This is a genomic window from Segatella copri, assembly GCF_019249795.2.
In the GTDB taxonomy this organism is placed as follows: Bacteria; Bacteroidota; Bacteroidia; order Bacteroidales; family Bacteroidaceae; genus Prevotella; species Prevotella copri_B.
The window spans coordinates 1401457-1426023 of the sequence record NZ_CP156891.1; the positions used below are offsets into that span (position 1 = coordinate 1401457).

Consider the following 24567-nt stretch of genomic DNA (forward strand, 5'->3'; position numbering starts at 1 on the left):
CAAGCAAGATAACTCAAAGCAAAATGAATCTGCAACAACTCAAATATATCGTAGCAATCAACCGCTTTCGCAACTTTGCGAAGGCGGCAGACTCGTGCAATATTTCCCAACCCACACTCAGCGCCATGCTGCTGAAGTTAGAAGAAGAACTCGATGTGCGCATCTTCGACCGCACCAACAAACAGGTAACACCAACGAGTGCAGGAGAGAAAATCATCCTTCAAGCTAAAAAGACACTTTTGGAGCTAGAGAAAATCACAGAACTCGTGGCTGAAGAAAAGAACCAGATTGGCAAATCTCTGTCTCTCTCCGTAGGTCCCTCCATTGCTCCTTACATTCTTCCCAAATTCATCAAGCATTACAGAAAAGATTATCCTGAAGTAAACCTCTCTATTCAAGAGATGAAATCAGAAGAAATGTTTCATGTTTTGCAAGATGGAGAAATAGATGCTGGCATTGCTATTTCAGACCTGCCTCGTAAAGGAATACTTGAGATTCCGCTTTACACAGAACGCTTTTATGTATATTTATCGGAAGACTGCTGGCGCAAGCTGCCCGTGTTCAAGCCAGAGAATCTGGAACATGAGAACATGTGGATTATGAAAGAAGCACAATGCCTTCGCGATAGTGCCTTCTCCTTCTGTAAAGCAAGGAGCAAAGGGCACCACATCTATGAGTCAGGCAGCATAGAAACTTTAATTCGCATCGTGGATGAGAACGGCGGGTTCACCATCATTCCAGAGATGCACCTCGAATTCCTAAATGAGGCACAACGCAAGAATGTAAGAAAGATAGAAGGAGATTATCTTTCCCAGAGACGCATCTCCCTATACATTAGGGAAGACTATATCAAAGAACGGATGCTTAACACCATCATCAACAGCATGAAAGAATTTATGCCAGCGCAGATGATGAATGAAGGCAACTGGAAATATGGGATAAGACTGTAAAACTGGAGTCTCCAGTTTTACAGTAAACTTGAAAATTTAGAACTTAATCCAGGTCAGCTTCTTCCAAATTCCCTCGAAAGGACCATGGGAGTGATACTTGAGCCAGAGGTTGGAGAAGAGGCATTGCACTACCACCATGGCAATACCCACAAAGAAGGCATAGGTGATGCCGAGTTTCGTCTGGAGATTGAAGCCATAATAAGCAAACAGTCCACAACCGATGATAGACTGGAGAAAGTAGTTGGACAAACTCATCTTGCCAAACTGGCGCAGGAACGACAATCCCTTTCTGAACCATTCCTTTCCGTACCACAACAATATGAATCCTGATACTACAAACGAGAGGATGAAGAAGTTGTAGATAGGATAAAGCCAATTGTTCCATGTTTCCATGTGGCGCACATCAGCTATGCCTCCCACAATCAATACCAGGATGGAAACCGCCAGCACCTTCTTCCACAAAGCCAGGTTGTTGTTCTCATTGTAGAACCAACGCTTTCTACCCACCAGCATTCCGAGTATGAAGAGGCAGATAGTCTGCGTATGTCTTCCCTTCATCATACACCAGTAATAAGTAGCCACCTGCCCGTATCGCAGGTTGCCATAAGCATTCTCCAGGAAACTGCCGTGCTGATGACCATTATACATATTTCCATACACTTCTCTCAATGCCGATGCATCCACCTGCCATCCCGAAATGAGGGAGTAGATTTCTACCGGTTGGATAAAGAGGAAGGCAACCACCCACCAGAGCCATTTGGTAGGAAGATAACTCAATGGGATGAGAACCAGTCCATAGATGGCATAGGAGAAGAGGATGTCGCCATCAAAGAAGGCGGTGTTCACGATACCGAGCATTGCCAGGAGGAACATTCGCCAGGCGAATCTACCCGAAAAGCAATTTCCACGCTGCTGCTGATTATCATTCATGATAAAGAAGCTTAATCCGAAGAGCAGGGCAAAGATGCCATACATCTTTCCCGACAGCAGCAATGCCAGCACATCTGCCATCCAATCATCACACCCCAGCGTATAAACATGTGCTATGTTTCCATCGTACATATTGAAATGCTCCACGGAATGATAGAGAATAATACCTGCCACTGCTAATCCTCGCAAGGCATCAGCCACATCAATACGGCTGTTTTTCAATCCTAATGTCTTGTAAAAATTCATTTTGATAATGTTATGTTAGTTATTATGAGTTGGCAAAGGTATAACATTTTATTGGAAAAAGCGAAGAAATTCATATTTTTTTCGAATCACTTCGATTCTGACATATCCGTCAGAATCGAAGTGAAAGCCAATCATCGAACTTCACGTTCTGGAAGGTATGGATGCCCAGCTTCTCGGCAGCCTCACAGTTTTCCTTCAGATCATCAATGAAGAGGGTTTCATCGGGATTGATGTTCGCCTGCCTGATTACCTCCTCATAGATGTGGACATCAGGCTTAGCCAAATGCATTCGCTGAGAGAGGAAACAGTGCCCGAAATAATCCTCTACCCCATGGTTCTGATAAGGGAAGAGATGCTCCACGCAATAATCCCAGTGTATATCAATGGTATTGCTCAAGAGAAAGAGGCGATAACCAGCCTTCTTCAACTGCAGGAGTCGCTCCTTTTTCTCATCAGGAATCTCCACCAGCATCTTGTTGGCAGCATCGATGATCTCTTCATTCGTCACATCAGCTCCAGTCAACTCACGGGCTGCATCGCAGAATGCTTCGGTGGTCATCATTCCCACACCCAGTTTGCTCATCAACTTCATCCCCTCACTCTGAGGATTCGGATTCGCCAGTTCCCCCATTCCTATCGCCTTGAAAGCCCCGATGCATCCTTCCGGATTGAGTTTCACCAGGACATTACCTAAATCGAATATGATATTCTTGTATTGCATAATCTACACCTTATTTTAAATCGCACTTTTAATCTTTAACCACATACTTACTGCAAAAGTACTGTAAATTCAGGAGAAAACAAATGATTTGGAAAAGGAATGGCGGGAATATAACATTTATTAGTAAAAGAGGAAAGCCTATGTATGAGAAAGATGGTTCTTCTCAAATTTTAGTACAAAGCCCCATATTTTATATGAAGGAGCAATATTTTTGAGAAAGTTTAATATAAAAAATTAGCGATTGTCTCCAAAAATATGTAAGTTTAAAGTGATCATAAAATATGACTTACAATGGATACAATCGCTAACAGATGCAAAATTATAAAAAAGATAAGAAACAACCAAATAAAATCCGATATAAATGCTTCTACGGTCGGAGAAAAACTTCTTATGGACATTTTTCCTGCCATAGATGGCTTTTTTATCGCAAGTTGTGACTTCTCTTCCACGGAACTCAAAATGGTTCTCGTGAGTACGGCTACCCATGCCTTCTGCGACCGTTGTGGCAAGAAAACCACTCATACCCGTGGCTGGCAAAAGAGAACGGTCACGATGTGTCCTTTAGGGTGTAAACGGTTTGTTCTCACCCTTTACATGCGCCGTTTTTACTGCCAGTCTGATAAACATATATTTGTAGAGCAACAGACGAAGTGGCTAAACAAATATGCAAGATTCAGTGTAAGATGCATAGAGTTGATGAACCTGCTTCATATACATATGTCATCTGTGTCGACCTCCAAGGTCATGAGAAAGATGGGAATCACTTGCTGTCCAAATACTTGCATAAATCATTTGAAAAAGATCCAAAGACTTCCAGACAGGACTGCCAGGAATATAGGCATAGATGACTTTGCCAAGAGAAAGAGACATACCTATGGCAGTGTTATCGTAGACCATGACACAGGCGAGATTTTGGAACTGATAGACTCTAGAGATTCTTCGATTGTGGCAAATGTCTTGAAACAATACAAGAAAGTCAATACTATCACTCGTGATAGGGGACGATGCTTCATTAAGGCTATCAAGCAAGGAGCCCCATCAGCACATGCTATCACAGACAAATTCCATGTCATTGAAGACTTGACGAGCGCAGTCTTTCCAAAGATTCTGCAGGAGTTTTTGCATAAGAGAATGGAGTTGCTGACTCAAGGTCTAGTTGGTCCCATTAAGCCACAAATAAGTAGAGGTTGGCTTTATAACAGCATATATGCAGTCTTGGAATCGATGTGCAAGGATGCAAGAAGAATCAAGAAAATGACTGAATGGAACACTTTCATGGATCTTTATGCAAGGCAAGGACTGACTTTGAGTGAAATCCATGACAAAACAGGGTTTGATGGATTTAAGATGGGAAAGCTAAGGAACACCAAATATGAGGACTTGCTCAACCCAACGCAACTAAGGGCTTACAAAGCCATAGAATCTATTACAAATAGGATTCTCTGTAAAAAGTCATTGGATTACTCTGTGGTTACCAAGGGGTTACATTCTACAGAGAAGAAAGAAATACTGAAAAGACTTCTTTTTCTACTGAGAGGAAAATGGAAGGAAGACTGGAAGGCATACGATGATGCCTACAAGGCATTTCTTGCAAAGGCAACTATCAGGAACGAAGAGTATGACCTTTGGAATTCAATAGTTCACTTCAACTGGAAAACCAAGACGGAGACTGTCAGATTGTTTCTGCAGGACTTGCATGTTACCGATTTAGCCTATTATATAACAACATTTCAAGGCATTTTGAGCGGAGAGGTCAAAATGAACTTGTACAAATGGATTAACATGGTCATAGGATGTGGTAATGAGAAAATGGAAAAGTTTGCCAAAGGACTGATTAAGGACTATTCCGCCATCAATAATTCTATTGCTAGCAAATTGAACAATGGAATCCTTGAAGGTTCGGTCAACAAGATAAAGACCGCAAAGCGAATTATGGGTGGAAGAGCATCGATTTCTCTTTTGCAGATAAAGGTCTCCTCAAACTTAGATACATAAATGTACCAAAATTTGAGAAGAACCAGAAAGATTTTCCTCAAACTAATGCCACTATTGCCACGCTCCAAGTTAACCAATTGGTTTTTAGCTATTTAAGCATTGCAACAAGGGCATTTTCTATTATCACCTATTGCCACACTCGGGCGAAAAACGGGGGATTCTCAGCGAAAAAGCAGAGGAATACTTATTGTTTTCGCAGAAAAACATTAAAAAAGTGGAGAAAAAGGCTTGCGGTTTCGAACATTTTTTGTATTTTTGCAACCAACAGGAAAACTTCCTGCCGATTCCACCTAGAAGCTTACGACTCCTGTGAAACCACTTTTTATATAATTTTAATTCCAAAAACCTATGACACAAGCAGATTTAATCAGACTCTACTTCGCTAAAGGAGATGTTTACAACTCATGGAACTATTGCTTCAATTGAGCACGGATGACCGACACGAAGGTCACGAATGACCGGCGTAGCCGGGCACATTTGCCCAACGCTTCGGGCAAAGCTGGGCAAAGTCATCGACAACCCTAAGTATCACCCTATCAACAAATTAGCAGAAATATGAAGTTTACTATTACAAGAATCAACAAACAGAACAAGCTGATGGTCAGTTCGAAAACCATAGAACGGTTTCTGGAGCGCATCGCTAAAGATGATGCCAAGCTGAGTGTCACCAATTTCAGAATGAGTGTGCCGCTCATGGAGGCCGACTACCAGTACTACAAAGGCATCAAGGAATGGCAGCACGTTTATCCAGCCGCAGAATTCAACAAGGATGAAAGCGGCAATCTCGTCTTCCAGAAATCAAACGGACTGGTGATGCTCCACTTCATCAACCTCATGTCGGACCAGGAAAAAGATGCCGTCAAGAAGACGGCCAGTCTGCTGCCGATGACCTTCGCTGCCTTCGAAGGAGCCGACGGCAGAAGCCTCATCGTGCTCGTAAGCATCTGCAACGAAGAAGGAAAAATCCCGCCAAAAGAAGCCGACGCCGACTTACTCTACCAGTCTGCCTACGAACAGGTAAAGACGCTCTACCAGTCGCAGGTACAGGCAGCCATCAAACCCGAAAAGCCATCATTGACATCCAACTTCATGCTTACGCTGGATGCCTCTCCTTATTATAACAGCAAGGCAGTGGCGATGCGCATCTCCCAAAATATGAAGAAGGTAGCCTCAGCCCCTAAAAATGTAGACGATCTGAAGACATACGATGACTATGAATTCCTCTACCGCAAGGCAGCAGAAGAGACGAAGGAAGAGATGAAAAAAGCCAACATCTCATGGCAGAACGATGAAGACCGGTTCCTTGCCGGCTTCTCAGCCATCGCCATCAAGCTCTGCAACATGGGCCTCAGCGAAGAAGAAGCTTTCATCCATATCCGCCGCAACAACTGGGGACATGTGACAGAAGAGAAACTCCGCCAGATAGTGGGCACCGCTTACGATATCCATTCCAAAGACAGGAAGACGGAGAAATCAGCCTCAGGCAGAAAAGGTCGTGCCGAAATTCTGCAGATGATCAGATACCTGGAGAGCCGGTACCAGTTCCGTTACAATACCGTGATGAAATATACCGAATACCGCCCGAACAATTCATGGGTTGGCGATTTCAGACCGGTGGATGCCCGTGTGCAGAAAAGCATGACGCTGGATGTTCAGATAGCCGACATCCACGTAAGCATCAAGGATGTAAGGAATTTTCTAGAATCAGACCGCATCAGAAACTACAGTCCAATAGAGTCCTATCTCTATGACTGTCTGGGAAAATGGGACGGCAAGGACCGCATCCGTGCCCTGGCACGAACCGTACCCACCAACAATCCTCATTGGGAAGACTGGTTTTACACCTGGTTTCTGGGAATGGTTGACCAGTGGCGCGGCATGTATCGCCGTCAATATGGCAACAGTACCATGCCGCTGCTCATTTCCAAGCAAGGTTACAACAAGAGCACCTTCTGCCGCCGTCTCATCCCTACCGAATTATCGTGGGGCTTCAGCGACAACATGATTCTCTCAGAAAAGCGTCAGGTATTGCAGGCGATGTCACAATTTCTGCTCATCAATCTCGATGAGTTCAATCAGATTTCACCACAGGTGCAGCAGGGTTTTCTGAAGAATCTGCTGCAGTTGCCTACGGTGAAAATCAAGCCGCCATACGGAAGTCATGTACAGGAATTCCCTCGTCTAGCCTCCTTCATCGCCACGAGCAACATGACCGATATTCTTTCCGACCCATCCGGCAACCGCCGTTTCCTGGGAGTAGAACTGACGGGACCTATCGATGTGAGTGGCAGACTGAACTATGAGCAACTTTATGCGCAGGCGATGCAAGCTTTGGAGCGTGGCGAAAAATCCTATTTCGACGCCAAGGAAACCGCCATCATCATGCAACATAACAGACAATTTGAGCAGATTTCCCCTATCAAGCAATGTTTTCTGCAGGTTTTCGAGCCTGCAAGTACCCCGGAAAATAGCGAATATCTGATGGCAGCCGCCATTTTCGACATTTTGAAGCAGAAATTCGGCTCTTCTCTCCAGGTTTCGAGTATACAGAAATTGGGCAGAGAGCTTCAGAATATAGAAGGTTTGAAGAACCGAAGAACAAGATTTGGTACTGAGTATCTGGTAGTTAGGAAATAACCTACTCACTTTCCATCTCATTCCCTCATAAAAAGAGTGTGGCAATGCGTGGCATTAGGTGGCAACAGAAATACCGCTTATCGATACGCATTATTCACTTATAATCAGCGAGTTAAGCCAAAGGTGACAGATGTGGCAATAGAAACAGAAAAACATTTTCGTATAAGAATCATAAAGGTAGGAATAAACTTCTTTTTACTTTACCATTCGCATGTATTGGCAATTGTGCAGAAATCATGAACTTCATTATGCGAACTCATCCACTTCATTTCACGAGTTCATCTACTTCATTGAGTTGACACATACGGCTGCGGTGGCTGAAGGAGACGACTGAGTTAGCTGAATGAGTCGACTGCATTAGGTGAAGGAGACGGCTGAGTTGGCAGAAGGAGACGGCTGCATTAGCTGAAGGAGTCGAATGCAGTGACCGAAGGAGACGAATGCGATAGCTGAAGGAGTCGAATGCAATAGCTGAAGGAGACACATTTGCACATTATTACATAAAGATAGCACCTTGACCGTACTAAACATACAGTCAAGGTGCTACAGTACAAATAATCTTCCTCCTCTAATTATCCATCGTTTTGCTATTGCTTATTCCTTAGCTCTTCTATCAAGTCATTTACAATATATGTATCACTCATTAGATGCAAGCCAAGTTCTTTGTCATGTAACATACGACAAACATCAGAGTCATAGAATATCTGTAATGCTCTGTCGGTTGATATATGTAACGTATCAGCTAGTTGCTTTATGATACGAGCGATTTTATTCCATAATAAAAAGTCCAACATAATTATACCCTTTCATATGATTTGAATTGTAAATACTTATCAACTATCTCTTGGCTTAATATGAACCATGATATAATATTTGCTTTTCCATTATTCTTTTCTTTCCCAATTTTTAAGAGCTTCGACCACATCATTCGCTACAGCTTCCCGGCTCTCGGTATGTAGAGTGTCATAGCAATCTTGAATGAGACTCTTGATTAGCCCCACCTTATCCAATCGCTTTCTCATTTCAGACGGCGATATACCCATTTTTTGTGCCGAAGCCTCGATAGCCAACACCGTAAAGGCGAGGCGGTCAAACTCTGGGTCACTTTTCAGCAACAGTTCTCTATCTTCCATTCTTTACAAAATATTGTATTTAAATGCAAATTTAAAGATTTTCTCTGATATTCCACTCAATTTCGGAGTTAAATAAAGAAAAATAGACTGATTTTGCCAAAATCTTTGCTGGTGATGGAAGAAGAATCATAAAAGTAGGAGTAAACTTCTCTCTAGAGGCAGAAGAATCTTGGTGAGTTGGAAGGTAGAATAAGCCGTTCCCCTTCTCCTAAGTTTTTACTCTCTAAAACATAGCAAAAGTGGTTGTTCGAAATTTCCGAGCAACCACTTTTTTCTTTACCCCATCTTCAACAAGATGTAACTTCTGCCTTCAGGCTATAAACCAAATCGCACCTTTATGGAATTATCTACAATAGTAGAAATTATTGAAGCATACTAGCCTGGCAAGAGACTGGAAGCTGAGCATCAAATCTACAATAGTAGAAATTATTGAAGCATACTAGCCTTTTTATTTCTTCGGCTGTGGTTATATTTCATCTACAATAGTAGAAATTATTGAAGCATACTAGCCAAAAGGCTACGTGGTACCAGCTATTCTTTTATCTACAATAGTAGAAATTATTGAAGCATACTAGCCCCTTTGTTTTTGCCTCGTGGTCGTTGCATTATATCTACAATAGTAGAAATTATTGAAGCATACTAGCCAACTCAACCCGCTAGGCTTCTATACCATATCTACAATAGTAGAAATTATTGAAGCATACTAGCCCTTTGAGTGAAGTCCCTTGTGCTGCTTGATATCTACAATAGTAGAAATTATTGAAGCATACTAGCCCTGTTTAACCAAAATAGGCACGTTCCCGTCATCTACAATAGTAGAAATTATTGAAGCATACTAGCCCGAAAAAGTGCAAAACTTTATTCTAACATAATCTACAATAGTAGAAATTATTGAAGCATACTAGCCCAGCGTTATTCTCCTGCTGGTCAAGATTTATCTACAATAGTAGAAATTATTGAAGCATACTAGCCCCCCACCAGCCTACTGTGGCATTCTTCCAATCTACAATAGTAGAAATTATTGAAGCATACTAGCCAGGTCTTCGTATCTCGGACATCAGGAAGCTATCTACAATAGTAGAAATTATTGAAGCATACTAGCCCCTTGTTACTACTAGTTTCTTTATTGATGGATCTACAATAGTAGAAATTATTGAAGCATACTAGCCCCCTTCTCAAAAACACAATATTTCGCCATCTACAATAGTAGAAATTATTGAAGCATACTAGCCCGCACGATGTGGTAGATCAGCTTCGCTAATCTACAATAGTAGAAATTATTGAAGCATACTAGCCAAAGATGTGCCACCGATGGATCCGCAGATATCTACAATAGTAGAAATTATTGAAGCATACTAGCCGTTTATACTTTGTTTCTGTTTTACGTTTGATCTACAATAGTAGAAATTATTGAAGCATACTAGCCAGCAGAATAAGCAATACGCAATTGAACCCATCTACAATAGTAGAAATTATTGAAGCATACTAGCCTTCTTAAAATATTTAACACAATACAGACAATCTACAATAGTAGAAATTATTGAAGCATACTAGCCCCTCACCTTTTAACCTAGAACCATAACCATCTACAATAGTAGAAATTATTGAAGCATACTAGCCATAGTTCATTCTCGGGTTGCTCAACATTATCTACAATAGTAGAAATTATTGAAGCATACTAGCCTCCTTGCGAAGCTCTGAGAGTACATTTGCTGATCTACAATAGTAGAAATTATTGAAGCATACTAGCCCCTCCTGAAGAGAAGAATTATAAACTTGTTGAATCTACAATAGTAGAAATTATTGAAGCATACTAGCCTCTTATCGATTGCAAAGATACAAAAAATCCTTTAAATAAAGGCATCTTCTGCATATCTTTTTAAAGAGTATTACCACCCCTTCCCATAATATTGGGTACAATATTTCAAAGAACGCCTTGTAAATAAGCAAGTTACACGCTTTATTACAAAAGCATAAAGACCAAGGTTTGCAAAGTCAAAAATAGACTATAGCTTGGTCCCTATGAATCGCATTACCATACTTAGTAAGCTTATCAGGATCTACATTAAAGAGGATTACACTATCATCTGCTGTGAAATGTTTGGCATAAGCCTCTATCTTCGCAACAAGATTGTCAACAATTCTCTTCGTATTACTAATCTCATAAACAGAATACTGAAGCCGAATGGCACCATTACTTTTCAGCATTTTAGAAAAGTTGGTACGCATCTTGTCATCCGATATGTCATAACTAACAATTATCATTTAAAACTCAAATATTGGATACTCTTTTACAGACTTACAACCCATAAAACAACGATAGTATTGCTGAACGAACTTGAATATGTCCATTTTACGAGCAATCAATTCATCATAAAACACTCTATAATAGTCAGCACACTTCTCATATTTCAAATGATATTCCTGCTTTATAAGAGTGAAATCTTTCTCTGAAAACTGCTTTCTGTTAAACGCCAACAATGCAGCATGGTCAATGATACACCTGAAAGGTTCCATCAAGTCACACACCAATGATTTGCGCTTGAACCATAATCGATGGTACACACCAACATACAGATCAAATCCGAACATACGAATGAAACTTTCCATAAAGTTGAATAGGATAGAGTAACCAATATCCAATGTCACATTCAGCACATCGCTCTTCATCCTTGGATGTCTTCCTCTCCAGTTTTGATTCTGATAATATGCAGAAAAATAGGTCTTGGCAACCATACCTTCCAATCCCATCAATTGATTGTATTCATCAACGTCTGGCAAAGTAACTAATGCAGCATCACATTGCTTGATGGCATCCTCTGTATAGCTATCCTTCTTTCGAGTCTTTGCCAATGCAGCTTTCTGATTCAACACCTTATTATATACAATGCATTTAGCGATACTTAAATCTTCTGTACTGTATTCAAATTGCCTTTTTCGAAGTAAATAGTTTGCCTCGGCAGAATTTGCCCAAAAGAAAACAGGGCGAAGATTAGGCTTCATCACCACTAAAGCCACACCATGCTTTTTGCATTTATCAATCAGCGGAGTAGTAACTGTGATGTGACCGATAATGAAAAGAGCCAACAACTTTTGGAAGGGGAACTTAGTCAAGGTCTTTTTCTTATCACCTTCTATTTCCTCTAGCATCAGTTCTCCGCTATTTACTCGAAGGCTCCGGTCGTGCTCAATACAATTGACCACGAATATGGTTCGCATTTCTATGTCTTTATGTGTAAACATTATCAGTATTGGTTTTATCGCAAAGATTGCAATAGATGCAATGGATGCACTTATTTGGATTTACCTGTATCGTAGTAGAAGCAGGATTATAACGTTTAAACTGTTCTATGAATCCTATCAATTCCTGTTTACCAAGCTCTCCCGGCAAGTCAACCGGAATCATTTTATTGGTAGATATTTCATAGAAAGCAAGTTGTTCAACTTCATATCCCATTTCTTTCAAGCAGAAGTATTGTCCCCAAAGTTGATAAATCTGGCCACGAAAGATGCGTTTGAGATTGTTCTTACGTTCTATCAACAAACGCTTATCCTGTTTATAGACATCAATCTTGCCAGATATGCCTAACTCATCGCAATAAACCGGGAGCGCCATAATATCACTCTTTCGAGTACTCCCTTTCTTTTCATCCACGCCTTGGTGCGCTAGAGTACCTTTGGTCTGTGGAGCGGCTTTATATAAATCTCCGTCCGACTCCATATACACACTATGCAAGTATATGGAGTACGGACAGAAGATAAAGTCATTCAATGTTGAAAGCTGAATATAATCATCCATTCTTATATGGCTTTTGTTGTGCAAAATTGAGCCAAGCCTTATTGGATATATCAAACTTCACATTATCCAAATCCTCAGCATCTTTTATCTGCTCAACCAACATCAGTCCCTTGCGAGCGATGTTGTAAGCACCATTAGCATCCGCATTCTCAGGAAGCTGATCACCACAAGAACGGCTATCGTAGAATATTCCATTCTCATCGGCAACAGGAGACACTAAGTAATCTGTTTCGGTTCCAGTAATACTATTACGCATCTGCAAGGTCAACTTCAATATGTGCAGCAAGCCAGTAAAGAACGCTTTGTCTGTTTGCGTACTGATAGCATCCTTGAGATTACCATGAATGTCGATATAATAATGCTCCAATAAAGATTTCATCTCTGTTGTCAAGTCAACTTCCTGATTATCCCACTGCGAGTTCTTTTCTTTATTTCTGAAAGTATCAATACGCATTCCTCTGGTGCATAAAGTCCACTTAGTCCTTGTATCTTCCGCTTTTTTACCAAACTTGTCATAGTCGAGATTAAACTCAAACCATTTCTTATCCTTATTATAACGGATAGCATCAAACTTAGAGAAGAATGCTTTGATTTTCTCTTTAGAATTTAAAGAATGAGTATCCAACAAGTTAACAAATCCTGTAACTGGGTCTATCTTAGATGTATTCCATGCAGGGATATAGAACAGGAATCCGCTCTGTTTTCCTAACTTTTGAGAACTATCAGACTTACAGGTAAGTTGGTATGCATTCAGCAAGCCTCCAGGAGTAGAAACATCAGTTTTTTTGTCTACCAAATAGTTAAGCTTATCTATCAACATTTTTTCAAACTTCTGATATACTTGCTTTTCTACCTTTTGACGACTACGCATAAATCCCTTGCTCAGATCTTCCAAAACAACAATGGCATGATATCTAACCATGAGCTGTGTAATCTTGTGGATAACCTGAGACAAATAGCCCTCTTTCAGCTCTTTGATATTTTCGATGGTCTGCCAACTTTGACGAGCTTTGAGTCGTTCGTCTTCACGAACATCCAACAAATCGTGATAATTGGTATGATAGGTATTACCATTATAATCATTCACAATTTCATTAAGCGAGAACTGCTCCTTGATATTACCTTGCAAATCAATTACAACCAAATACAGCAAATGACGTTCGCCACGATCAATACCAATAATATGCATATCATCTGCGTGACGCAAATACGCCTTCACATCTTGATTGATGTTCTCAGAACCAGAACTTTTAAAGTTCATTGTGATTGGCACATGGAACATAAATTTATCAACAGTGTAGCGACGATCTTTTATAAGATCATATTCAAACAAGCTTTCTTTTTTCTTGTTATCCTTATTCTTATTAAGAATAGGATGATTAGCAGGATGAGTTGGATGAGTATTTTCTATACTTTTCTTACGATAGAACATCTCTGCCTGTCCGTTAAGCTTGTAAACTACATCTGCCAGATTACGTTCATCAAACAATGCTTTCCAATAAAGAGTATGCATATTTGGAGTGCCCTTGCTATACTCAGAGAAATCCTTATTGTAGATTTGGAACAGATACATCTTTCCCTCCTCAACAAGCTGATCAATAAATGATGCAGATACATCTGTAAACGACAATTTATACAACAACAAATTAACATCCTGATAGAAAGAGTCGAGTGACAAATATGACTCCGGTTTCAAAGAAGAGAAATCATATATGCAAGTGCTATCATAGCTGTCCAAAAAATCCATACAGAATTTTATCCATACGTTTACAGCATGAGTATAACCTACATTATCACCAGTAGCAGTCAAGTATCCCTTTTGGAATTTCTTATACTTACCATACAATACATTGTTCAAATCAAAGACTTCCTTTGTTATCGTCAATGGCCTGTTAAACGCCTTGCTATTTAAGACGTAATCATCTGTATTAACCTTAAAATAAGCTTGTACATCTTTTAATTGTGTACTACACTTTGGTATCATCGTTGTCACGTCTTTGAAGAACTTATATACCATTTTCTCATAGCACTCCCCATCTGACGGCATTGCCTTACCCAATAACTTCCTTGAGTCTTTGTCCATAATAGCAAGATAATACAACCCATTACGACGTAAGATAATGGTAGCATAGTCTTTCTCCTTATTAGCATCCCAACCACCAAGCAATTGAGGATTCTCAAAGTTAAGTTTGATTTTCTTTTGAGAATATGGTTTACGAGTCATATAATTACGAATCATATTATACAGCGGTGTCACTGTATCAAGTTCTGCCCACAACGAAGCTAGTTCACCATAGAAACGTTCATCTTTATCACTTTCATCACCCTTGCCCAACAGAGGCTTCACGAAATGCTGCAAAGACTTTATTGCATCCAACAGTGCTTTGATTTTAGAAACATTAGCCTTGTCTTGTGCCAGATGCTTTACCGTAGGATAATCAGAATGAAGTAATGCAGCAACTTCTGTATACGCATTTTGAACAAGCGCAAACAGATTCTCACGCTGCATTGTTGGAGTATTTACCGCTCCAAATGTCGCAAAATAGTTCTCTACGAAGTAGGCATTATTAGGGTCTGCTTCGTTCAAACAATCATTTATATAACTGATACTAAAGCTATCAGCCTTTTTAAATATACCTACAATTCTTTTTTCGTAATCTTCCTCAGATTCCTTATGCTTTCTGGCAGGAGCAACATGCTTTATATCCTGCATGATGGCATTCTGAATCACGCCCCAATTTCCAAACATTTTCTGAGAAATATCAGTCAACTGCAAGTCATTACGGATAAATATCCCATCAAGAGAATAATCTGCCAAAGAACCAAGCAAAGACTTAAGAACCTTATCACCCAAAACATTTTCAGACAATCGCTCATAGCAATCCTTGATAGCATTCAAGACTTCCTGATCACTATTGAATTCTTCTGGCAACCAAGAAATTGCATTTCTATCACTAAGAATCTGCTTAAACAAAGCCTTAAGTTTTGGTAACTTGTCATCTTTATGCTTCTGATTGTAGAGATTGATATACTCGTTGATACCTTTAATCTTAACATCGTGTTCATCATCAGTTTTTCCACCAATTATAGCATTATAGACATCAATCTGCTTTTGAGTAAGAAGCATATTGTAATAGTCAAGCTGGAACATTTCCTGAATACTTTCTACATTTAAGTATTCAGAAAAATTAGAGTATAACTCATCCATGTTAGCTTGTATCTCAGGTCTGGTTATGGCTGTATTAAATGCCTCCATATTATCAATGAACTTTGGGAGATTTTCATTGATTAGACGATAAGCAATACCTGTTGACTTATCTTCTGCCGTATACATATTTTTACGATTATCAAAGAAGCCGTAAAAATAAGTAACAAAGCCCCAGAATTCTTTCACAAGTTCTTTGGCCTCATCTTGTGACATAGAATCAAGTTGAGTTGATTCCGCAGTATTGATGAATTGAATCAAATCTGAATCAATTAGCTTTGTCTTATCAGCTTTGTCCTTATATGACTCTATAAGTTTATTACCAAACAAATTAGCATAAGCCTTATAGTCTGTTAGCTTTTTAGCTATAATAGAGCGAAGATTTTGCTGAATTTCCTTAAACTTCTTTATTGCATCCTCATCTTGCGCTTTAGATACATAGCTCTCATAATATTCTGCCAATGAATTATTATCACCTTTATCATCCAAAGGCAAACATCCATTATCCAACACTCTATCAATAAATACCTTGTGGTATTCATCAATCAATTTCTTCACCTTCACATAGCTTGCAGCTCTGTGTTCATCTTCTTCTAACAAACCACTCTTAACTATATTATCCAAAGTGGCGCCAATAGGCTTCGCTTCAAAGCGCAAAGTCTTTGAAAGAGGATAAAGTCTTTTAAAATCTTCAAAATTCTTAGCCATATTATTTATTTTAAATTGTTATTATTCATTTTCTCCAGCAAGTTCATCCTTGCCTTATTAGCAATCTCTTTCGCCTCCTGATAGCACCCATCAATTTCTTCATAGATGTATGCATTCCGAGCCTCAGCGATGCTTTCGGTTGCAACCTCTTCGAACATTTCGAAGACGATTTGTTCATTATTATTTTGCTTCATATCTAACACTATTAAGAATTAGTATTTCCTATTTTAAATATCATCAAATGCTGACATTTACACCGACATTCAACATTCACGAATCTACTATCGAATTGACTCTCTTCTCCTTTCCCAATGTCTCGGGAAATACATAGTGGCCATTACCTATTTCACGGGGATTAGGCTCTATATGCTCGGTATACCATGCACGTTTATACTCGGTGGTGATGATGCCGTAATCTCTGGCGGCGATGATGGAAGCAGCGAGAGATGCGCCATACAGTTCCTTGATGTCAATCATCTCCTCCAGCGTTATCTTCTCACGCTTCTTGGAGCCCAACTCTTCGATAAGCGCCAATTTAGGAAGAAGGAAATAACTGGCAAAGAGATCACAACGCTTCTCCAGCCTCAGCGGACTATCTTCTGGGAAGAGGAGAAGCAGATGAGCCAACTCATGAACTGCCGTGAAACGAAGTTTCTCTACGCTACTCTTTTCCGGATTGAAATCGAGAATCATCAGCGGATGCTTCTTATCAGCCCAGGTGCTCATTCCGAAGACATACTCAGGAAGATTAGCAGCAAGTATCATGATACCTTTTCTTTCCAAGAGTCTCAGGATGCTGGCGATGGGACCATCACCGCAATGCCACTTCTCACGAAGAAGGTCGGCAGCATGGATGGCATCTTCAAGGGTTGATACCTTGGTGCCTTTTATCGGATTCTTGAACCGGGTAGGAAAGCCTGCTTCTTTCTCCTTCGTAAGATATTGCTCTGCCCAAAACGAGAGTTTCGCTTCCAGGGCTTGCAACTCGTCTTCGGACAACTTGCCATTGGAGGTGGTGCGGAGCATAGGCATATCTATCTTGAGATTGGTTCCTTCGAAATATTCCTCGCTGATATTGAGGGCTTTGGCTATGGCTTGCAGGGCATCACGCTTAGGGTGCATGATGCCTTTCTCATATCGGGAGATACTCTGCTTGGTGATGGCTCCGTTGGTTCGCTCTACGAGTTTATCCATGCTGAGCCCCATCATCTGTCGCGCTTCCCGCAATCTTATAGAAAATGATTCATTAATCATAATTGTCTACGCTTTAATTTGTTGACAAATATAATAAAAATAACTGATTTTGTAACTAATTATTTATAAGATTTAACATAAAAAAGCAGGCAAATGATAAAATAACAAGAAGAATTTAGGCAAAATCAGGTTTACACATTATTATAATAGAAAACACCTTGACCATACAAAACATACAGCCAAGGTGTTATACATATATTCATTCTCTATCTTAGTTGCTATAAGCACTCTCACCATGCTCGTAGATGTCGAGACCTTCCTCCTCTACTCGCTTGTCAACACGTACACCTACACTCTTATCTACTACCTTGAAGATAATGTAGGTAACTACAACGCTGTAGATGATGCTTACCACGGTGGCTACAACCTGAACCCAAAGCTGATGCCAGTCGCCATAGAGGGCACCCTGTACACCTTCGGCTCCTGTTACATACTGAGTGGCGAAGACACCGGTGAGGATAGATCCCAGAATACCACCCATACCATGAACACCAAAGGCATCGAGGGCATCATCATACTTGAACTTCTCCTTTACTACCGCTACCATGAAGAAGCAGACGATGGTGGAAATGATACCGATGCAGAAAGCTCCGAAAATATCGGTACTGCCGGCTGCAGGAGTGATGGCTACCAATCCGGCTACAGCACCGGTACAAGCACCTACCGTAGTTGGCTTCTTGTTCACAATCCAGTCGATGAGCATCCAGGTAGTAGCTGCTGCAGCTGTGGCGATATGAGTTACAAGGAAGGCGTTGGCAGCCAGACCATCGGCTGCCAGACCGCTACCGGCATTGAAACCGAACCATCCCAACCAGAGGAATGACATACCCATGAACACGAAGGTGATGTTGTGAGGTGTGATAGGATGACCCGCACGGTAATCATCACGCTTGCCTACACAGAGTGCCATGACCAGAGCGGCTACACCGGCATTGATATGAACCACGGTACCACCCGCAAAGTCGATGGCTCCCATCTCCTGCAGGAAACCGCCACCCCATACCCAGTGGGCCATTGGAAGATAAGCGATAATAACCCAGAGGATGGTGAAAAGTACATATCCGCTGAACTTCACGCGCTCGGCAAAAGCACCGAGAATCAAGGCTGGAGTAATGAGGGCGAACATGCACTGGAACATTGCAAAGGTGAGCTCCGGAATGCCTGTTGGCATGATGGCATCCAAGCCAATGCCGTGGAGGAAACATTTATCGAAACCACCGATGACGCAAGCCAGAGGATTGCCCGAATCGGCATATTCTGTAGAGAATGCCCAGGAATAACCGAAGGCTACCCATATCAGACTGACTACTGCCACGATGAAAACCGTCTGCATCAGGACGCTGAGGATATTCTTCTGGCGCACCAAACCACCATAAAAAAGTGCTATACCCGGGATTGACATCAAAAGCACCAAGATGGTTGCCATGATCATCCACGCTGTGTTACCCGTATCAAGTGTCGTCAATAATAAACTGCTCATAAAAATATCTTATAGTTAAATTAGAATACTAAATAATATTTATTAAAGATAAGTAAGAATGCCTAATTCAACATTCAACACTTAACATTCAACATTTTAAATTATTCCTCTTTCTCAGCGTTATACAATGCGATGTCGCCTCGCTCGCCGGTTCTGATTCTAACGGTATCGAGTACAGGAATCACGAAGATTCTGCCATCTCCTACTTCACCGGTCTGTGCAGCGCCCTGGATGGCGGCGATGGTAGGCTCCACATTCTTGTCACGAACCACGATGTTCAGAAGCACACGCTCGATGCTGCTGGTATCGTACATCACACCACGGTAAATGCGAGCCTGGCGCATTTTACCCTCACCTCTTACATTGTAATAAGAGAACCACTCGATGTCTGCTGCTAAAAGCGCCTTCTTGACATCCTCGAATCTAGACTTGCGGATAATTGCCTCAATCTTCTTCATAATCCTTTAATAATTAATAATGTGTTAATACTTCTATTGATTGTCTCTTTTCGAAAACGAACATTCATTGGTTGCTATTCAAACCAAGCCTTTCTTTTACATTATGTTCGTTTTCGGCTGCAAAATTAATACATTTTGTCATCATTTTAAAGAAAATAAAAACATTTCGTTTCTGCTTTTTATCGAATATTTTAAATTTATCAAGGCTTATCATATTCTCCTTACAATTTGTAAGGCAGAAAGCATTTTTATAACACAAATTGTAAGATTGCGAAAAATAATCAAGATTTCTGTATTTATTTTCTTGCATATCTCAACAAATCGTCGTACCTTTGCAACCGAAATCAAACAAATAGTCATCGAAATATTCGAAAGACTAGCAAAAAGTCAAATCTCAAAAGAGATAAGACATGAGAGATAAAAGAAGAGTATTCAAACATAAAGAACAACGCAGATGAAAGAAACAGTTCATTTTACAAAGATGCAGGGAGCGGGTAACGACTACATCTATATAGATACCCAACAATACGACATCCCTGACCCAGAGAAGGCGGCCATTGCCTGGAGTGCTTATCACACGGGCATAGGAAGCGACGGACTGGTTCTCATCGGAAAGCCGCACGACGGCATAAGAGCAGATTATTCGATGCGCATCTTCAACGCCGATGGTTCTGAAGCGATGATGTGCGGCAATGCAAGCCGATGCATCGGTAAGTATCTTTACGAAAAGGGATTGACCCGAAAGGACACCATCCGACTGGAAACGCTTTCGGGTATCAAGATATTGAAACTTCATCTTCAGGATAATAAAGAAGTTGTGGAATCGGTAACAGTAGACATGCTGGAACCCAAGCTTGAAAATCCCGAGCAATTCTTAGGCCCTTCGGTGCTCGAAGCTGACGGCAGAAAATTTGAAGGCACCTATGTTTGCATGGGTAATCCGCATTTCGTTACCTTCGTGGATGACATCGACACCATCGACATCGCCCACTATGGTAAAATCCTGGAAAGAGACAAGGCATTTCCCCAAAGATGCAACATAGAATTTGCACAAGTAACTGACACAGACGCCATAAGGACACGAGTTTGGGAAAGGGGAAGCGGAATAACAATGGCTTGCGGAACAGGAGCCTGTGCCACAGCCGTAGCCGCAGCCCTTACCAAGCGTACTGGTAGGAAAAGCAGTATCGTGATGGATGGCGGAACGCTGGAAATAGAATATAGCGAGGCTGATGATCATGTTTACATGACGGGACCTGCAGCCTTCTCATTCGAAGGAGAAATTGAATTATAAATAAGAGCAAACTTAAATAACAAATGGTCGATAATGACCACAAATAAAAGGAGAAACAAAATATGGCATTAGTTAATGAACATTTCCTGAAGTTGGCCAACAACTACTTGTTTGCCGACATCGCAAAGAAGGTGAACGCCTACAAGATTGCACATCCAAAGCAGCGTGTAATCAGTCTGGGCATCGGTGACGTAACCCAGCCTCTCTGCCCTGCCGTCATCAAGGCGATGCACAAGGCTGTAGACGAGATGGCTGAGCAGGCTTCTTTCAGAGGCTATGGTCCGGAACGAGGCTACGACTTCCTCCGCGAGGCTATCATCAAGAACGACTTTCTGCCACGTGGCATTCATCTTGACGCCAACGAGGTATTCGTAAACGATGGAGCCAAGAGCGATACGGGAAATATCCAGGAGATTTTGAGATGGGATAACAACATCGGCGTTACCGACCCGATTTATCCGGTTTATATAGACTCTAACGTGATGATAGGTAGAGCCGGAGTCTTCGAGAACGGCAAGTGGAGCAATGTAACCTACATGCCTTGCGATGAGAGCGATGACTTCATCCCTCAGATTCCAGATCACCGTGTGGACATGATTTATCTCTGTTATCCAAACAACCCTACGGGTACGGTCATCTCGAAAGAAGAACTCAGAAAATGGGTAAACTATGCTATCAAGAACGAGAGCATCATCCTCTATGATGCAGCCTACGAGGCATATATCACCGACCCATCAATTCCTCATTCTATCTACGAGATTCGTGGTGCCAGAAAGGTAGCGATAGAATTCCACAGTTATTCGAAGACTGCCGGATTCACCGGTGTGCGTTGTGGTTACACCATCGTTCCTAAAGAGTTGAAGGCAAAGACATTGGCAGGTGAGGAAGTGGCATTGAATCCTATCTGGGACCGCCGCCAGTGCACCAAGTTTAATGGTACAAGCTATATCAGCCAGCGTGCTGCCGAAGCCATCTACACCCCTGAGGGTAAGGAACAGGTGAAGGCAACCATCAATTACTATATGGAGAATGCCCACTTCATGAGAGCCGAACTCCAGAAACTCGGCTTGAGAGTATATGGCGGCGAGAATGCACCTTACCTCTGGGTGAAGACGCCAAACAACACGCCAAGCTGGAAATTCTTCGAAGAGATGCTTTATGGTGCCAGTGTAGTCTGCACTCCAGGTGTCGGCTTCGGTCCATCGGGCGAAGGCTACATCCGACTCACCGCCTTCGGCGAGCATGAGGACTGCAAGGAAGCCATGGAGAGAATTGCCAAATGGCTGGGAAAATAAACATTCCAACAGAATATAAAAACATTGAAAATCAGAAATTTTAAATTATATAAGGTATGAGCAACTTAAGATTTGAAGCTGTTTCAGAGGCTTCCAAGAGAAAGCCTGTTGAGGTAACCGCTCCTAGCGAGCGACCAAGTGAATTCTTCGGAAAGAAGGTATTCAACCGACAGAAGATGTACAAGTATCTCCCTGCAGATGTCTATGAGAAACTGATAGACGTCATCGACAACGGAGCACGTCTCGACCGTAACATCGCCAACGCCGTAGCCAAAGGCATCAAGCAGTGGGCTGACGAGAATGGCGTAACCCACTACACTCACTGGTTCCAGCCATTGACAGAAGGTACTGCCGAGAAGCACGATGCCTTCATCGAGCATGATGGCAAGGGTGGTATGATCGAGGAATTTTCAGGCAAGTTGCTCGTTCAGCAGGAGCCTGATGCATCATCTTTCCCATCTGGCGGTATCCGCTCAACCTTCGAGGCTCGCGGTTATTCTGCATGGGATCCAACATCTCCTGTATTTATCATCGACGATACACTCTGTATCCCTACTGTCTTCATCTCTTATACAGGTGAGGCACTCGACTATAAAGCTCCATTGCTCCGTTCATTGCACGCTGTAAACGTAGCAGCAACAGAGGTTTGCCACTACTTCAACCCAGATGTCAAGAAAGTTATTTCCAATCTCGGTTGGGAGCAGGAGTACTTCCTGGTAGATGAAAGCTTGTATGCTGCACGTCCTGACCTGATGCTGACAGGCCGCACCCTGATGGGTCACGATTCTGCCAAGAACCAGCAGATGGACGACCACTACTTCGGAGCCATCCCAGAGCGTGTTCAGGCATTCATGAAGGATTTGGAAATCCAGGCTCTTGAGCTCGGCATTCCTTGCAAGACCCGTCATAACGAGGTAGCACCAAACCAGTTTGAGTTGGCACCAATCTTCGAGGAGACCAACCTTGCCGTTGACCACAACATGCTCCTGATGAGCTTGATGAAGAAGGTAGCTCGCCATCACGGTTTCCGCGTACTTCTCCATGAGAAGCCATTCGCAGGCATCAACGGTTCCGGTAAGCACAACAACTGGAGTCTCGCTACAGATACAGGCATTCTGCTTCATGGTCCTGGCAAGACACCAGAGGATAACCTCCGTTTCGTAGTCTTCATCACAGAGACTTTGATGGGTGTATACAAGCACAACGGTTTGCTCAAGGCATCTATCATGAGTGCTACCAATGCGCATCGTCTGGGCGCCAACGAGGCACCTCCAGCAATCATCTCTTCATTCCTCGGCAAGCAGTTGACCGATCTTCTCGAGCACATTGAGAAAGCCGACAAGAAGGATCTCTTCACCGTGGCTGGCAAGCAGGGCATGAAGCTGGATATCCCAGAGATTCCTGAGTTGATGATTGATAACACCGACCGTAACCGTACATCACCATTCGCCTTCACCGGCAACCGTTTCGAGTTCCGTGCCGTAGGTTCTGAGGCTAACTGTGCATCAGCAATGATCGTATTGAACACAGCTGTAGCTGAGGCTTTGACCGACTTCAAGAAGCGTGTGGATGAGTTGATTGCCAAGGGTGAGGACAAGACATCTGCCATCATCGATATCGTTCGTCAGGATTTGAAGACCTGCAAGCCAATCCGTTTCGACGGCAATGGTTACTCAGATGAGTGGGTAGAGGAAGCTGCCAAGCGTGGTCTGGACTGCGAGAAGAGCTGTCCAAAGATTTTCGAGCGTTATCTCGACCCTGCATCTATCAAGATGTTCGAGGATATGGGTGTCATGAAGAAGAACGAGTTGGAAGCCCGTAACGAGGTGAAATGGGAGACCTACACCAAGAAGATTCAGATTGAGGCTCGTGTAATGGGCGACTTGAGCATGAACCACATCATCCCAGTGGCTACTCACTATCAGAGCCAGTTGGCTAAGAATGTGGAGAACATGATTGACATCTTCGGTGACGAGGAAGGCAAGAAGTTGACTGCCCGCAACATCAATATCATCAAGAAGATTGCCGAGCGCACTCAGATTATCGAGACAGGTGTTGAGGAGTTGGTTAATGCCCGCAAGGTTGCCAACAAGATTGAGAATGAGCACGATAAGGCGATAGCTTATCATGACACGGTAGCTCCAAAGATGGAGGAAATCCGTTATCAGATTGATAAGTTGGAGTTGACAGTAGCCGATGAGCTCTGGACCTTGCCTAAGTATCGTGAACTCCTGTTCATCCGCTAATCAGCAATGTCTTCCAACATAAGACATATTTCTGACAGATAAAAAAACAAAGCTCTAACAAGAGCTACTCTTCATCAGATATAACAATTGAACGATCAATCTATTTCTTTTATTGGTTGTTTAAGTTTGCGCGGAGTGTGGTTGTGAAATCACGCTCCGCTTTTTTATTTCCTGATTTACATAAACAAAAAACAGACCGACATGAACGTTTGTTCA

General features: G+C 41.9%; 18 protein-coding genes and 1 CRISPR repeat array. Of the genes, 6 read left to right on the forward strand and 12 right to left on the reverse strand.

Features of this window, described 5'->3' with window-relative positions; translation table 11 throughout:
* The first annotated feature begins 23 nt into the window (after positions 1-23).
* A complete protein-coding gene (locus KUA48_RS06290; RefSeq protein ID WP_117587764.1) occupies positions 24-950 on the forward strand; it encodes a LysR substrate-binding domain-containing protein in 927 nt (308 codons plus the stop codon).
* A gap of 36 nt (positions 951-986) precedes the next feature.
* On the opposite strand, the gene KUA48_RS06295 is transcribed toward KUA48_RS06290, so the two are convergent.
* Complete coding sequence (locus tag KUA48_RS06295) at positions 987-2126, reverse strand: DUF418 domain-containing protein (protein WP_218433684.1); 1140 nt, start codon at positions 2124-2126, stop codon at positions 987-989.
* Positions 2127-2235: 109 nt separating this feature from the next.
* Positions 2236-2847 (reverse strand): HAD family phosphatase, encoded by a 612-nt coding sequence (locus tag KUA48_RS06300; RefSeq protein ID WP_256624515.1) that lies wholly within the window; start codon positions 2845-2847, stop codon positions 2236-2238.
* Between the two features lie 459 nt (positions 2848-3306).
* On the opposite strand from KUA48_RS06300, the gene KUA48_RS06305 reads away from it, so the two are divergent.
* Both KUA48_RS06305 and KUA48_RS06310 read left to right on the forward strand, forming a co-directional pair.
* The gene (locus tag KUA48_RS06305) at positions 3307-4842 is read left to right on the forward strand and encodes an ISL3 family transposase (protein ID WP_264949399.1); all 1536 of its coding nucleotides are present in this window, start codon (positions 3307-3309) and stop codon (positions 4840-4842) included.
* Positions 4843-5397: 555 nt separating this feature from the next.
* A complete protein-coding gene (locus KUA48_RS06310; protein ID WP_218431949.1) occupies positions 5398-7479 on the forward strand; it encodes a VapE domain-containing protein in 2082 nt (693 codons plus the stop codon).
* A gap of 587 nt (positions 7480-8066) precedes the next feature.
* Here the strand turns inward: KUA48_RS06310 and KUA48_RS06315 are convergent.
* The 10 genes from KUA48_RS06315 to KUA48_RS06360 form a co-directional block, all read right to left on the reverse strand.
* Complete coding sequence (locus tag KUA48_RS06315) at positions 8067-8273, reverse strand: DUF3791 domain-containing protein (protein ID WP_006848384.1); 207 nt, start codon at positions 8271-8273, stop codon at positions 8067-8069.
* Positions 8274-8363: 90 nt separating this feature from the next.
* Positions 8364-8612 carry a DUF3791 domain-containing protein gene (locus KUA48_RS06320; RefSeq protein ID WP_006848385.1) on the reverse strand — a complete coding sequence of 83 codons (249 nt, stop codon included), beginning with the start codon at positions 8610-8612 and terminating at the stop codon, positions 8364-8366.
* A 345-nt stretch (positions 8613-8957) separates the two neighbouring features.
* Positions 8958-10431: a CRISPR direct-repeat array (repeat unit 36 nt; unit sequence ATCTACAATAGTAGAAATTATTGAAGCATACTAGCC).
* 176 nt (positions 10432-10607) lie between these two features.
* Complete coding sequence (cas2, locus tag KUA48_RS06325) at positions 10608-10877, reverse strand: CRISPR-associated endonuclease Cas2 (protein ID WP_218431951.1); 270 nt, start codon at positions 10875-10877, stop codon at positions 10608-10610.
* Positions 10878-11831: a type V CRISPR-associated endonuclease Cas1 gene (gene cas1 / locus KUA48_RS06330; RefSeq protein WP_256624403.1), complete on the reverse strand. Its 954-nt coding sequence runs from the start codon at positions 11829-11831 to the stop codon at positions 10878-10880.
* Positions 11832-11841: 10 nt separating this feature from the next.
* Positions 11842-12411 carry a type V CRISPR-associated protein Cas4 gene (cas4, locus tag KUA48_RS06335; protein ID WP_119227725.1) on the reverse strand — a complete coding sequence of 190 codons (570 nt, stop codon included), beginning with the start codon at positions 12409-12411 and terminating at the stop codon, positions 11842-11844.
* The gene (gene cas12a / locus KUA48_RS06340) at positions 12404-16324 is read right to left on the reverse strand and encodes a type V CRISPR-associated protein Cas12a/Cpf1 (RefSeq protein ID WP_218431955.1); all 3921 of its coding nucleotides are present in this window, start codon (positions 16322-16324) and stop codon (positions 12404-12406) included. The genes cas4 and cas12a overlap by 8 nt, the downstream gene beginning before the upstream one ends.
* Positions 16325-16329: 5 nt before the next feature.
* Entirely contained in the window at positions 16330-16518 is a 189-nt protein-coding gene (locus KUA48_RS06345) for a hypothetical protein (RefSeq protein WP_218431956.1), read from the reverse strand.
* 76 nt (positions 16519-16594) lie between these two features.
* Positions 16595-17578: a helix-turn-helix domain-containing protein gene (locus KUA48_RS06350; protein WP_218431958.1), complete on the reverse strand. Its 984-nt coding sequence runs from the start codon at positions 17576-17578 to the stop codon at positions 16595-16597.
* A gap of 211 nt (positions 17579-17789) precedes the next feature.
* On the reverse strand, positions 17790-19058 hold the full coding sequence (locus KUA48_RS06355; protein ID WP_218431960.1) for an ammonium transporter: 1269 nt from the start codon (positions 19056-19058) through the stop codon (positions 17790-17792).
* A 101-nt stretch (positions 19059-19159) separates the two neighbouring features.
* Positions 19160-19516, reverse strand: a complete 357-nt coding sequence (locus KUA48_RS06360) for a P-II family nitrogen regulator (RefSeq protein ID WP_006849503.1) — start codon at positions 19514-19516, stop codon at positions 19160-19162.
* Positions 19517-19970: 454 nt separating this feature from the next.
* Between KUA48_RS06360 and dapF the strand changes: the two genes are divergently transcribed.
* From dapF to KUA48_RS06375, 3 genes are all read left to right on the forward strand, one after another.
* Positions 19971-20810 (forward strand): diaminopimelate epimerase, encoded by an 840-nt coding sequence (dapF, locus tag KUA48_RS06365; protein ID WP_218431962.1) that lies wholly within the window; start codon positions 19971-19973, stop codon positions 20808-20810.
* A gap of 62 nt (positions 20811-20872) precedes the next feature.
* The gene (locus tag KUA48_RS06370) at positions 20873-22105 is read left to right on the forward strand and encodes an LL-diaminopimelate aminotransferase (protein ID WP_153073375.1); all 1233 of its coding nucleotides are present in this window, start codon (positions 20873-20875) and stop codon (positions 22103-22105) included.
* A 56-nt stretch (positions 22106-22161) separates the two neighbouring features.
* Positions 22162-24351: a glutamine synthetase III gene (locus tag KUA48_RS06375; protein ID WP_218431964.1), complete on the forward strand. Its 2190-nt coding sequence runs from the start codon at positions 22162-22164 to the stop codon at positions 24349-24351.
* Positions 24352-24567: the final 216 nt, after the last annotated feature.